This window comes from Malikia spinosa (assembly GCF_002980625.1).
Taxonomy (GTDB): domain Bacteria; phylum Pseudomonadota; class Gammaproteobacteria; order Burkholderiales; family Burkholderiaceae_C; genus Malikia; species Malikia spinosa.
Genome location: NZ_PVLR01000054.1, coordinates 22,562 through 36,004 on the forward strand (window position 1 = coordinate 22,562; position 13,443 = coordinate 36,004).

The window sequence follows — 13,443 nt, forward strand, 5'->3', positions numbered from 1 at the left end:
TCAGGCACCAGCCAGACGTCTGAGTTCGGTCAGTTCCAGCCGGCGCGCCGCCTGCAGCAGGCGCTGCGCAAAGTCGTCCAGCTCAGGCCGACGTTGGCGCAACTCGTCCGCCCATTCCTCGATCTCGGTCACGGCACCGGCGCGCACCAGCGCCGCCAGCACCTCGCGCTCGACCGGTTCGATCTCGGCGCTGCCAGACTCGACCGCCTGGCCACGCTGCAGCGGCGGCAGCAGGCGCTCGAGGGTCTGGAACAGCAGCGACGGATCGACGGGCTTGGTCAGGCAGGCATCGAAGTCCAGTCCGGCCGGGCAATCGGGCGGACGCAGCAAGGCCATGGCCGAGAGCACCACCACCGGCACGGATGGCCAATGGGTACGCACATGATTGAGCACCGCCCAGCCATCGCCGTCAGGCATCAGCTGATCGGTCACGATGGCATCCCAGCGCTGCGTGTCGTCGGCCAGCAGGGCCAGCAGGGCGTGACCGCTGCTGGCGGCCTGGACCATGAAGCCCTGAGCCTCCAGCAGATCGACCAGTGACAGGCGAGCGGCCGGATCGTCCTCGGCAATCAGCAGACGCAACTCGCCACGGCGGCGACTCAGTCTGACCGGCAAGCGCTCGAGCAAGACCGGACTCGAAGGAGCGCTCGACGGCTCGCTGTCGGGCAACAAGGCACAGGCGACGCTGAAGTAGAAGGTCGAACCCTGGCCAGGCTGGCTGCGCACCCCGAGGTCGCCGCCCATCAGGCGCACCAGATCGCGCGAGATCGACAGTCCCAGCCCCATGCGCTTGGCACGCAGACTCGGCACGGCCTGCCCGCCCTGCCCCATGAAGAAGGGTTCGAAGATGCGCTCGAGGTCGCTCGGCACGATGCCTTCGCCGCTGTCGGTCACGGCAAAGTCCAGCCTGATGCAGTCGGCGAGCTCGGTCGGACAGACCACGCAGCTCAGCACGATGCAGCCGTCATGGGTGTGCCGGTTGGCATTGCCGAGCAGGTTGTCGAGCACCTGGCGCAGGCGCTGGCCGTCAGCCTCGATGCGGTGCGGCAACTGATCCGGCAGCAGCAGCTCGAACTGGTTGCCGGCCGAGTCGGCCATCAGGCGGCCGGCGCGACCGATCTCGTCGAGCCAGGGCCGCAGCAGCAGCGCAGCGGGCGCCAGCCGCATGCCACCGGCAGACAAGCGGGACTGGTCGAGCAGCTCCTCGATCATTCCGAGCAGGCGCATGCCGCTGCGCTCGATATCGGCCGAGCCCTCGTGCAGCGTGATCCGGTCCGAACCGCGCCGCAGCATGCGGGCATAGCCGATGATGGCGTTGAGCGGCGTGCGCAGTTCGTGGCTGACGCGCGCCAGGAATTCGGACTTGTCGCGCGCGAGCTGGCGACTGGTCGCGAGCTGGACATCGAGTTCGTTCGCCTGGCGCTGCGACTCCAGCGCCTGCGCCTGGAATTCGAAAGCGCGCTCGCGCTCGCGCCGGATCGTGTCGGCCAGCGCCAGCGACAACAGCAGCATCTCGATGCCGGCGCCCATCTGCAAGCTGTAGGAGGTCCAGAAATTGGCCGGAATCCAGACCAGCAGTTGCAGGGTCGCGACCACGGCGCCCAGCCACAAGCTGCCCCAGGCCAGCAGGAAGATGCCAGCGCTGCGGACCCGACGACGCCATACCAAGCCGCTGGCAACGCTGACCAGCACCCCCATCAGAATCGCATTGAACATGTTGAGCTGCAACAACCAGCTGATCTCGAAATCCAGCGCCAACTGGGCCAGCAAGGCCAGCAAGACGGTGGCAAAACCCAGCGCACTGGCCTTGAGCCAGCCATGCAGGCGCGGAAACTGGACCTGGGTCTGCAGGAAATCGCAGGCAAACCCGACCGAGAAAACGGCGGCCAGACTCAGGAACAGGGCCTGGGCCTGGATGTCGAAGCGCGGCGAGTCCGGCCACAGGAACACGCGACCGAAACCGTTGCCCGCGAAGATGCCGAGCGAGAAAGTGGCCGCGTAGAGCGAGTAGAGCAGGAAACGCCGGTCACGCAGTGACAGGAACAGCAGCAGGTTATAGAGCAGCAGGGCCAGCAACCCGCCATGGTAGAGGCCGTGCAGCAGCAGCTCACGCTGCTGGCTGTGCTTGTAGACCGCGGGTTGCCAGGCCAGCAGTGGCAGCACCAGCGACTCCTGCGACACGGCACGCAGATGGAAGCAGCTCGGCTCGAGCTCGAGGGTGATCGGAAAAACGAAATAGCGATCAGGAACCGGTCGGCTGTCGAGCGGCAGCATGGCGCCGGTCCTGACCACGGGCTGGCCGGGGGCGTGGAACTCCAGATCGGACAACAGCGGATAGGGCAGCTCGAGCAGCCAGTCGGCGGGCGCCGCTGGCGTGCGGCTCAGGCACAACCGCAACCAGTAGGCCGAAGCGGTATAGCCGAAGCTCGGCATGCCCTGGGCGGCACGCCAAGGCTGAAAGCGCGCGGCGACCGCCGGCTGTTCGAGATCCTGCCGCTGCAGTTGCCGCGTGGGGTCCTCGAGGTAATCCACCGCCACGGCCAGGTCGACCCGGGCCGGCTGGACGCCGAGCTCGATCGCCCTTGCGCTGGCGCTGCCGATGCCGAACACCAGCCCCAGCACCAGCCAGCAGCGGCAGAGATAGACCAGCAGGCGCAGCGAGCTCATGGCGTCACCCCCCGTCCGGCCGTCCTGTCAGCGCCGGCTTCATCGACCGGCCCGGCTGACGCCGCGCGATCGAGCAACAGCGCCAGACCGCGCAAGTCACCACGCTCGGCCAGTTCGGCGACGCTGCATGCAAAAGCCGCATGCTGCGGCTGGCTGTGCTGCAGAGCGGCCGCCCAGTCCTCCAGGTCCGACACCGCCCCCAGACGCAACAGGACGGCCGCCTCGGCCAGCCGTTCGGGCGCCGGCACGGCCATGTCAGGCGAAGCTGCCAGTCCATCCGGAGCATCGGTCGGCATCGGCTCATCCGGCGCCATGGACTCCGGCACCTGGGCCTGCTCGGACAGGCTCACGGGCAGCAGGACCCGCATCGTCGTGCCCTGCCCGGGCAGGCTGTCGGCCACGATCTCGCCGCCCATGCGCTCGGCCCAGTGGCGCGCAATCGCCAGGCCCAGGCCCAGGCCAGGAAAACCAGCCGCCTCATCGGCACGGCGATAGGGCTCGAACACCACGGCCAGCTGACTGGCACTCATGCCAGGCCCGGTGTCGCGCACGGTGAAGACCAGCCTCGCCTGCGCGGGACCCGGGTCGGCATCGATCTGGAACTCGATCCGACCGCCACGCGTGAACTTGGCCGCATTGTCCAGCAGGTTGATCAGGACCTGGCGCAAGCGCCGGCTGTCGACCCCGATGCAGGGCGGCAGGTCGGGCGCGGGACTGAAGACGAATTCATTGCCACCCGCCAGCACCAGGCCCTCGGCCTCGAATGCCAGGCCCGACAGCAGGGTCTGGGTGTCGACCCACTCGCTGCGGATCTCATCGACCGCCCCGTCATGGCTGGCCTGGTCGATCAGGTCGTCGATCAGTCCCAGCAAGTGCGTGGCACTGCGGCGAATGACGGCCCCATACTCGGCCGGCTGGCCTCCGACCTGTTCGAGCGGAGCCGCCAGTTCGACGATCTCGGTCACCGGCCGCAGCAGGTCGTGATTGACGCGAGCCAGCAGTTCGCCACGCGCGTGATGGGCTTCCTCGGCGGCGATGGTCGCATCCTGCAGGCTCTGGGTGCGCTCGCGCACCAGCGCTTCGAGCCGCTGCTGCTCGTCCTGGCGCGACTTGAGCAGGGCGGTCTGCGCCGCACGGTAGGTCTTCTGTTCGGTATAGGCCTGGCGCAGCAGGCCGAACACCATGAGCAGTGCCAACCCCAGCGAGGGATTGATGGTCAGGCTGTCGGAAAGAGTCAGGTCAGACGCCAGCCAACCCTCCTGCTCCAGCAGCCGCAGGATGACGACTACCCAGAGGCTCAGGGTCGCAATGAAATACAGGCCCGCATTGGCCACTCTGCGGCGCCAGGCCGCCAGGATCGAGATCGGCCAGACCAGGAAGAAGCACAGCATCAAGGGCACAGCCGCGACATTGGCCATGAACATGTCACCAAACGCCGACATGGCCAACAACACCAAGTTGGCCAAGATATAGAACAGATAGACCCAACGCCAGCTGCGCTGCTGGTACAGGCGCAGAAAGAACAGCGTGAAGACCGCGCACATGATGACAACGAGATTGGACAGCACCAGCGTCGCGCGCACGGCCGGTTCACCACCACCGGATAAGAAGAAGCGGTAGAAATAGCCGTCGAAAGCCAGCTCGAACAGCGCCATGAGGCAGAGCCAGCAAGACAGCAGCAGCATGTCGCGACTGCGGCGTGCCAGGCCATGCACCAGCATGTACAGCACGACGCCCAGCACGGCGCTGATCGGTGCCATCTGGCGCACGATCAGGTCGGACTCGCGCGAGCGGTAAGTCAGCGGCTCCCATAGCTCGGGCTTCATGAACAGACGGGTGCGGCCGGCCACGCGCAGCAGCAGGGTGGCGGATTCACCGGGAGCCAAGCGGACCGGAAAGATCGAAACCAGCCCGGACACCGGCCTGCGGTCCAGCGCCCTGGCCAGCCCGCCGACAGCGGACTCGACCCAGGCCGGATCGCCGGGCGCGAAACGGTAGAAATCGACCCACTCGAGCCGAGGCGAGCCGAGCGTGAGCCAGCGGGTCTGTCGCTGGAGCGACCGGTTCTCGACCCGCAGCCGCAGCCAGATGGCTGAATCTGTCACGCCCAGGTTCAGGTTGGCTGGCGCCGCCAGCTGCCAATCACTCGCCTGCATGGCCTGCACCGGCTCCAAGCTGGCCTGGCGGTCCTGCAGCCATTCCATGCGCTGGCTGAGCTCCAGTTGCGGCGCCACGGCTGCGAAATCGACGACCTCGGCCGCCCGCAGCGGGCCAGCACCGAGCCCGAGCAGGCCGACGCCGAGCCAGATCATGATCCAGCGCAGCAGCAGGCTCATGCCTCGCCCTCGACGGTCAGGCCCAGCAGGCGGGCCAGGGTCAGCCGCAGCTCGGCCAGGCTGACGGGCTTGGCCAGCACCGCAGAGAAACCATGCTCCTTGCCTGCCAGCACCTCGGGGGCGGAGGTCAGCAGCAGCACAGGCAGATCGGGCCAACGCGCGCGCGCCAGGCGCAACACAGCCAGGCCATCGCCGCCCGGCATCCTGAAGTCGGTCAGCAGCAGGTCGGGCGCCTGCTGCTGCGGGGCACTCAGGCGCTCAAGGGCCTCACGGCCATCGGCCAGCGTGGTGACAATGAAGCCCTGGCCCGTCAGATCGGCCAACAGCAGCTCGCGCACGGCGGGGCTGTCGTCCACCAGCCACAGCCGCCGCCCCTCGGCCCGCAGCTCGGGCAGTCGGCTGTCCTGGCGCATCAGATGGCGGATCGCAATGGTCGTTTCATCCGATGGCTCGACCGGCAACCAGATCCGCATCGTCGTGCCCTGATCCTGAGCGCTGCTCGCCTTCAGACTGCCGCCCATGCGGACCACCCACTGGTGCGCGATCGCCAGGCCCAGGCCCACCTCCTGGTGACTCTGGCCGGCACCCAGGCGCTGAAACGGCTGAAACAGGGTCGGCAACTGATCGGCTGCGATGCCAGGTCCGTCGTCGCGCACCGTGATGATCAGCTGCGGCAAGGCCTGCGGATCCGCCTGATCGGCGGCCCGGGTCTGCACCAGCAGCTCGATCCGGCCCTGGCGCGTGAACTCGGCGGCGTTGTGCAGCAGCTGCATCAGCACCTGACGCAGGCGCTTGGCATCGAGCGCCACGACATCGGGCAAATCGCCCTCGAGCCGGAACTCGAAGCGGTTGCCGTGGCGGGCGGCCAGTTCGCTGGCCTGGGCTGCCACACTGCGCAGAAAGGCCCCCAGATAGAGCGGCTGCGGCAGCAGGGCATCGGGCTGCACGCCGATGCGGGCATATTCGAGCAGGCCATTGATCAGCGCCAGCATCTCGCGCGCACTGCGCCCGATCGCCAGGGCGCGCTGGCGCAGCGTGCCTTCGGCCTCCTCGAGGCGTCCGGCATAACCCATGATCGCGGTCAAGGGCGCGCGCAGATCATGGCCGACCCGGGCCAGCAGCTCGCCCTTGGCACGCGCGGCCTCGTCGGCGGCAACGGCCGCCTGACGCAAGGCCGCGCTGCGCGAACGTACCGCCTGCGACAGCCGCTCCTGCTCGATCTGCTGGGCCACCAGCCATTCGGCCTGCATGGCCTCGAGGTGGCGTGACTCGGACACCGAGTAGCGCGCAACCAGATAAAGCAGCACGAAGGCCATCGCCACCTTGAATGCGATCGCCGCGTAGAGCACCGCCAGGCCCAAGGTATGGAAATAGCCAAGCGTGGCAACGATGCGCATGACCGTGAAGACCCAGACGCAGCCCAGCAGCAGCGTGAAAGCCCGCACATAGGGCACGCCCTCGCGCCAGGGCTGGATCAGCGCCAGCGGCCAGACCAGGTAGAACAGGACCAGGAACAATGCGGAGATCGCGATCGACCAGCGCAGGTCGCCGAACAGGGTATTGAGCGAGAACGCGATCAGCAAGATCGCGCAAGCCGGGAAAAACAGGCGCCAGAAGCACCTTCGTCTCATCTCGAGGTAGACCTGCATATAGACCACCAGCACCAGATTGCTCAGCAAGCCAAGCAGATGCGGCAGGCGCGCCGCCAGCTCGCTGCCTTGCGGCAGCAGGTAGCGGCGCAGGTAACCATAGTAGGCAAAGTCGTAGGCAGCCCCGAGCCCGAGCCAGAGCCCGAGCAGGAACAGCAGCTGATTGCCGCGCGCCAGCGTATTGGCCAGCAGATACAGCACCAGGCCGAGCGTCACCCCGATCGGCAACAGATAACGCAGGTCGTCAAGCAACTTCTGGTCGAGGTAGGCCAAGGGCTGCCAGAGCTGGGGCTGCATCGTCATGACGGTGCGACTCTGCACGCGCAGCAACAGGTGGCTGTGCTCGCCGGGCAGCAGCGTCAGCGCGAACACGGCGTCCATGCCGCGTGCCAGCGGCACCGAGGGCGGGTAGGCCATGCCGGCCCGCTGGGTTTCGAGCAGCCAGCCCTCCTCGGAGTCAAACCGGTGCAGCTCGACCCGTTCCAGACGCGGATTGCCCAGCGCCAGCCAGCGCGTCAAGGGCTCTGGGCTGCTGTTGACCAGATCCAGCCGCAGCCAGAGCGCGGCGGCCGTGCTGCCTCGGCTCAGCTGCCGCAGCGTAGCCGGCTGCCAATCAGCCTGCTGCAGCGCCGACTCCGGCTGGAGACTGGCATCGGCATCGAGCAGCAGCTGCAAATGCGGCACCAGATCGACCCGAGGCGGCAGCTCGGACAAGTCCAGGCTCTGTGCCCGCGCCAGGCTGCAGAAGCACCAGCCGACCAGCAGCGCCAGCAGCAGGCGATGCAGCCGGACCAGGATCATGCCAGGTCGGTCGGACTCTGGCCGGGCAACGATTCTTCAGGCGACTTGCGGTATTCGCGCGGCGACAGGCCAAAACGGGTGCGGAAGGCGGTCGCGAAATTGGCCGGATTGTCGTAGCCCAGATCGTTGGCAATCACCTGCACGGCCAGGCTGGTTTCGCGCAGCAGCTTGCGCGCCTGCTCCATGCGGGCCTCGCGCAGGTACTCGAACACCGTGGCGCCCGCGCAATGGCGGAACGCCTCGTTGAGGCGGCGCGTATTGGTGCCGACTGCCTTGGCCAGACTGGCCAGGTCGGGCGGCTGCGCCAGATCGTCATGCAGCAACCTCTGGGCGGCGCGAAACACCAGCGAGTCGACATTGGACGCCGGTTCCCTGCCTTCGGGCGGCCGCATCGAAGGCGGAGAGGTCGCGACGCGTACCGGCTCCTGGGCCATGTGACGCCAGGCCTGCAGATGAATGCTGACCCGCAGCCTGACCTCGTCGAAATCGAAGGGTTTGGCGATGTAGTCGACCGCCCCGACCATCAGGCCGCGCACCCGGTCTTCGGCCTGGGCCGCGGCGGTCAGGAAGATCACCGGAATGGCAGCGGTGCGCGGATCGGTCTTGAGCAGGCGGCAGGCCGCGACCCCGTCGCAGACCGGCATCGAGACATCGAGCATGATCAGATCGGGCTGCATCAGACGCGCCTTCTCGACGCCGTCATGACCGTCCTCTGCCACGTAGAGCCGATAGCCCTGCGCGCGCAGGCAGTCGATCAGCAAGCGGCGATCATCCGCATTGTCGTCGACCACCAGGATGCGCAGCCCTTTCGGAAACGTGGGAATAAGGCTCATGTCGATATTTTATTCAATTTGATTAAATATGAGCCTCTGAAACGGAGACCCAGCGCAAGAAAGAGGCTTCTCGCAAAGACTGGGCCACCCACCCACGCTTGGCAGCGTTGGTCGCAGCCTGCCATGGTAGCAGGCGGGTCTGTCAGCAAGGGGAAGGTGCCCGGGCGCTGGCCGGGCTCAGGCGCCGCGCGGGTAGCGCCGGATCGCGTTGCGGAACACATCAACCACCTCGCCGGGCTGGCTCATGCTGACATTGAGGTCCTTGACCAGGCCGTCCTTGAGCCCGTAGCACCAGCCATGGACCGCGACTTTCTGGCCTCGGCTCCAGGCATCCTGCATCACGTTGGACAGCGCGACGTTGCCGACCTGCTCGATCACGTTCATCTCGCACAGCACGTCCTCCTGCACCGCCACCGGCAGATGGTCGAGCCGGCGGCGATGCCGCAGCTTGACGTCGTGCACATGGCGCAGCCAGTTGTCGACCAGGCCCACGCGCGCGCCGCGCAGCGTGGCCAGCACACCACCGCAGCCGTAATGCCCGACCACCATGATGTGCTCGACCTTGAGCATGTCGACCGCGTACTGGATCACCGACAGCGCGTTGAGGTCGGAATGCACGACCACGTTGGCGACGTTGCGGTGCACGAATACCTCGCCCGGATCGAGGCCGGTGATCTCGTTGGCCGGCACCCGGCTGTCGGAGCAGCCGATCCAGAGGTACTTGGGGCTTTGCTGGTGCGACAGCTTCTCGAAGAAGCCAGGCCGCTCGCGCTCCATCTGGGCAGCCCAGGCGCGGTTGTTGTCGATCAGGTGGTGCAGGGTAACGCTCATGCCCCAATGTTACCCAAGCCGCATGACCCGAGAACGACAGGCGGATATTGGGCCTGGCCTCAGGGTGCCAGCCGCACCCGCCTGAGCCGCTGGCGCCGCAGCTCGTAGTCGGGCATCACGCTGGCGACCACGCGCCAGAATTCCGGGCCGTGATTCATCTGGCGCAGGTGGCTCAGCTCATGCACCACCACGTAATCGATCAGCTCGAGCTCCAGGTGCACCAGCCGCCAGTTGAGCCGCAGGCTGCCGTTGGCGCTCGCACTGCCCCAGCGGGTGGTGGCGCTTGACAGCTTGAGACTGCGGTAACGCACGCCCAGGCGCGGCGCGAAATGTTCCAGCCGTTCGAGAAAGACCTGCTGCGCCGCGCGCATCAGCCAGGCCTGGGCCAGCGCGCGCACCGACTCGGGTCCGGCGTCGCGCGCCAGCGCCAGCCGCAAGCGCCCGTCGGCCAGGGCCGCATCGAGGCCGTCGCTGCGCAGTCCAGGCACGGGATCGGGATATGGATCGGGACAGAGCTCCAGCACCAGGCCGCGCCCCAGGCAAGGCAAGACGGCGCCTGATCGCCACTCGGTCGGGGCCGGCGCCAGCCGGCTGGCCTGCTCGAGCTGGCGCAGCTTGGCCAGCACCCAATCGGCCTTGCGCAGCAGCAGGGCATCGACCTCGGCCAGCGGCGTCCAGTGCGGGGCGCGCACGCTCAGGCCCTTCGGCCCGACGCTCAGGCCGATGGTACGGCGCGCAGCGCGCTGGAATTGGTAGGCGACCAGCTGCTCGCCAAGCCGGCACTCGCGGTTGGCGCGCGGGTGCCGGCTGCTCATTTGGCGCTGGGCGGATAGGCGTCGGGGTCGAGGCGGCGCATCTCGGTCTCGATCCAGGCCTGGACCTCGGCCATCAGTTCGTCATGCTGGCGACCGACGCTGGGAATCTGCGGCCCGATCGAGATCTCGACCTGGCCCGGTTTCTTGAACAGCGCCTTGCGCGGCCAGCATTTGGCCGAGGTCACGGCGACCGGGATCACCGGCGCGCCGGTCTTGATCGCCAGCCGGGTACCGCCACTCTTGTAAGTCCCGGTCTGGCCGCGCTCGATCCGCGTGCCTTCCGGGAACATGATGACCCAGGTGCCCTGGTCCAGCAGGCGCTTGCCCTGCTGCACCATCTTGGCAAAGGCGCGCGCGCCGTCGGCGCGGTCGATGTGGATCATGTCCATGCTGCCGATGGCCCAGCCGAAGAAGGGCACGCGCAACAACTCCTTCTTGAACACATAGGCCAGCGGGTGCGGCATGATGGCCGGCATCGCGAAGGTCTCCCAGGTCGACTGGTGCTTGACCAGCAGCACCGCCGGGTCCGAACTGCCCTGGGGCAGATTCTCGCGGCCCAGCACCTGGTAGCGGATGCCGATGATCCAGCGCGCGCTGTCGACCGACAGCTTGAGCCAGCGTTGGCACATCCAGTAGATGGTGGTCTTGCTCGCGAAGGGACGAGCCAGCACCACGGCCAGGCTCCACGGGATCACCGTGACGGCCATGAACAGCAGGTGCAACAGGGAACGGATGGCAGAGATCATGGGGCTCAGGTCGGTGGTTCTTGGGCCAGCACCCAGTCGGCAAAAGCCTGCAGGTCGGCATGGGTGCGGGTGCCGGGCGGCAGCCCTTCGGGCAGGCCACCCTCGCGGTAGGCGGACGACTGACCGCTCAGGATCAGATGGGGCGCGCAGCCGGCGGCGGCGGCGGCCTGGGCATCGCGCACCGAGTCGCCGGCGGCCAGCACCTGCGCCAGCGGCACACCCAGGCGCTTGCCGATCTCGATGAACAGACCGGGAGCGGGCTTGCGGCAATCGCAGCCGTCCTCGGGCGCATGCGGGCAGAAGAAGATCGCATCGACGCGTGCGCCGACCTCGGCCAATGACTTGAGCATGCGCGCATTGAAGGCATTGAAGCTCATGACATCGAACAAGCCACGCCCGATGCCGGACTGGTTGGTCGCGATCACCACATGCCAGCCGGACTGGTTCAGGCGTGCGACGGCTTCCAGCGCACCCGGAATCGGCTGCCAGTCCTCGGAACCACGGACATAGGCTTCCGGGTCCTGGCTCAGGATGCCGTCGCGGTCGATCACGACCAGCTTGGTCAAGGCCGGGATGCGCATCAGGCCGCCAGGCGCGACAGGTCGGCGACCCGGTTCATGGCCTGGTGCAGCTGGGCCAGCAGGCCCAGGCGGTTCGCCTTGAGCGCCGGGTCGTCGGCATTGACCATGACCTGGTCGAAGAAGCGATCGACCGGATTCTTCAGCGCGGCCAGCAGCTGCAGGCTGGCGGTGTAGTCGCCCTGGCTCCAGGCCGCTTCGGCGACCGGGGCTACCTCGGCCAGCGCAGCGGCCAGCGCGGTTTCGGCGGCTTCCTGCAGCAGCTCAGGGTTCACCTCGGCCTTGACCTCGCCCTCGGCCTTCTTGAGGATGTTGCCGACGCGCTTGTTGGCAGCGGCCAGCGCCGGCGCCTCGGGCAGCGCCGCGAAGGCGCGTACCGCGGCCAGACGGCGCGCCACTTCGCCCAGGCGGGCCGGCTTGAGCGCCAGCACGGCATCGACTTCCTGCGCGCTGTAGCCCTGCTCGCGCAGGTTGACCGCCAGGCGGTCCAGCATGAAGTCGAGCAGCGCGGCGCTCGGGTCGGTGATCAGCTCGCCGAACGGCACGGCGGCGGCCTGCAGCAGCTCGGGCAGGTCGAGCGGCAGCTGCTTCTCGGCCAGGATGCGGATCACGCCCAGCGCATGGCGGCGCAGCGCGAACGGGTCCTTGTCGCCGGTCGGCAGCTGGCCGATGCCGAACAGGCCGATCAGGGTTTCGAGCTTGTCGGCCAGCGCCAGCACGGTGCCGGTGTGGTTGCGCGGCAGCGCGTCGCCCGCGAAGCGCGGCTTGTAATGGTCCTCGATCGCGATCGCGACGCCGTCGCGCAGGCCTTCGTGGCGCGCGTAGTAGCCGCCCATGATGCCCTGCAGTTCGGGGAACTCGCCGACCATGTCGGTCAGCAGGTCGGTCTTGGCCAGGCGCGCGGCCTGCTGGACCTTGGTGTCGAGCAGGTCGAGATGGTCCTTGTCATCGACCGTGAACGGCAGCGTCGCCAGGCGCAGCTGGTTGACGATGGCGTGGGCTATTTGCCTGACGCGCTCGCTGCGCTCGCCCTGGGTACCGAGCTTGTTGTGATAGACCACCTTGGCCAGGCCGGCGACGCGCGACTCGAGCGTCTTCTTGCGGTCCTGGTCGAAGAAGAACTTGGCATCGGCCAGGCGCGGGCGCACCACGCGCTCATTGCCGCCGATCACGGCGCTGGCATCAGCCGGGCTGATGTTGCTCACCACCAGGAACTGGTTGGTCAGCTTGCCATGGGTATCGACCAGCGGGAAATACTTCTGGTTCGCCTTCATGGTCAGGATCAGGCATTCCTGCGGCACCTCGAGGAATTCCTCCTCGAAGCTGCAGGTCAGCACGTTCGGGCGTTCGACCAGGCCGGTGACCTCGTCGAGCAGTGCCTCGTCCATCAGCACCTCGTAGCCGGGGCCGAGCTTTTCGGCCGCCTGCGCCAGCTGCTGCACGATGGCAAAGCGGCGGTCGCCAAAGCTCGCGAACACCGAGCCGTCACGCAGCAGGGTCTCGGCATAGCCATCGGCATCCGCGAGCACGACCGGCGAGACCGCAGCCTCGAAGCGGTGGCCCTGAGTCTGGTTGCCCGCCGTCAGGCCGAGCGCCTTGACCGGCACCACAGTAGCCCCATGCAGCGCGACCAGGCCATGGGCCGGGCGCACGAAGTTGACGCTGGTCCAGCCCGGCAGCTCGCAGTCGGTCTCGAGCTGATAGCTCATGACCTTGGGGATCGGCAGCTTGGCAATCGCCTCGTCGAGCGCCTTCTGCAGGCCGACGTCGAGCGTCGCGCCGGTGACCAGGCTGTCGTAATAGAGCGCCTCGGCCTTGCCTTCGCCCTGGCGCTTGAGCGCTGCGACGGCAGCGGCCGGGTCCGACAGGTCGGCGCCCAGCGCAGCCAGCTTCTTGAGCAGCGCCGGCGTGGCCTGGCCGTCAGGCGTCAGGCCGACCGAGGCCGGCATCAGCTTGAGCTGGACCGCCTTGTCCTCGGCCTTCAGCCAGACCTGGCTGACATGGGCCGCCAGGCGGCGCGGCGAGGCAAAAGGCGTCACACCGGAATCGGCGCCGGCCAGGCCCTGGGCCTTGAGCTGTTCGAACAGCTGATTGGCAAAGGCATCGCCCAGTTTCTTCAGCGCTTTGGGCGGCAGTTCCTCGACGAAGAGCTCCACCAGCAGGTTTTTGGTCGTCATAGTCTTGTCC

9 protein-coding genes are annotated in these 13,443 nt (G+C 67.5%); all 9 read right to left on the reverse strand.

Translation table 11 applies throughout. The annotated features are described in order from the left end of the window. The 9 genes from C6P61_RS15640 to glyS all read right to left on the reverse strand — a co-directional run bounded on the left by C6P61_RS15640 (position 1) and on the right by glyS (position 13,433). The gene (locus C6P61_RS15640; protein ID WP_105730853.1) at positions 1-2,667 is read right to left on the reverse strand and encodes a hybrid sensor histidine kinase/response regulator; all 2,667 of its coding nucleotides are present in this window, start codon (positions 2,665-2,667) and stop codon (positions 1-3) included. Continuing rightward, a complete protein-coding gene (locus C6P61_RS15645) occupies positions 2,664-5,003 on the reverse strand; it encodes a sensor histidine kinase (protein WP_105730854.1) in 2,340 nt (779 codons plus the stop codon). The genes C6P61_RS15640 and C6P61_RS15645 overlap by 4 nt, the downstream gene beginning before the upstream one ends. Further along, on the reverse strand, positions 5,000-7,453 hold the full coding sequence (locus C6P61_RS15650; protein WP_105730855.1) for a hybrid sensor histidine kinase/response regulator: 2,454 nt from the start codon (positions 7,451-7,453) through the stop codon (positions 5,000-5,002). The genes C6P61_RS15645 and C6P61_RS15650 overlap by 4 nt, the downstream gene beginning before the upstream one ends. Beyond that, positions 7,450-8,286: a response regulator transcription factor gene (locus tag C6P61_RS15655; protein ID WP_105730856.1), complete on the reverse strand. Its 837-nt coding sequence runs from the start codon at positions 8,284-8,286 to the stop codon at positions 7,450-7,452. Before C6P61_RS15655 ends, C6P61_RS15650 begins: the two co-directional genes overlap by 4 nt. 177 nt (positions 8,287-8,463) lie before the next feature. Continuing rightward, complete coding sequence (gene can, locus C6P61_RS15660) at positions 8,464-9,117, reverse strand: carbonate dehydratase (protein ID WP_105730857.1); 654 nt, start codon at positions 9,115-9,117, stop codon at positions 8,464-8,466. Positions 9,118-9,176: 59 nt separating this feature from the next. Then, the gene (locus C6P61_RS15665) at positions 9,177-9,932 is read right to left on the reverse strand and encodes a M48 family metallopeptidase (protein ID WP_105730858.1); all 756 of its coding nucleotides are present in this window, start codon (positions 9,930-9,932) and stop codon (positions 9,177-9,179) included. Further along, entirely contained in the window at positions 9,929-10,675 is a 747-nt protein-coding gene (locus tag C6P61_RS15670; RefSeq protein WP_105730894.1) for a lysophospholipid acyltransferase family protein, read from the reverse strand. The genes C6P61_RS15665 and C6P61_RS15670 overlap by 4 nt, the downstream gene beginning before the upstream one ends. 8 nt (positions 10,676-10,683) lie before the next feature. After that, the gene (gmhB, locus tag C6P61_RS15675) at positions 10,684-11,259 is read right to left on the reverse strand and encodes a D-glycero-beta-D-manno-heptose 1,7-bisphosphate 7-phosphatase (RefSeq protein WP_105730859.1); all 576 of its coding nucleotides are present in this window, start codon (positions 11,257-11,259) and stop codon (positions 10,684-10,686) included. Further along, positions 11,259-13,433: a glycine--tRNA ligase subunit beta gene (gene glyS / locus C6P61_RS15680; protein WP_105730860.1), complete on the reverse strand. Its 2,175-nt coding sequence runs from the start codon at positions 13,431-13,433 to the stop codon at positions 11,259-11,261. The genes gmhB and glyS overlap by 1 nt, the downstream gene beginning before the upstream one ends. Between the last annotated feature and the right edge of the window lie 10 nt (positions 13,434-13,443).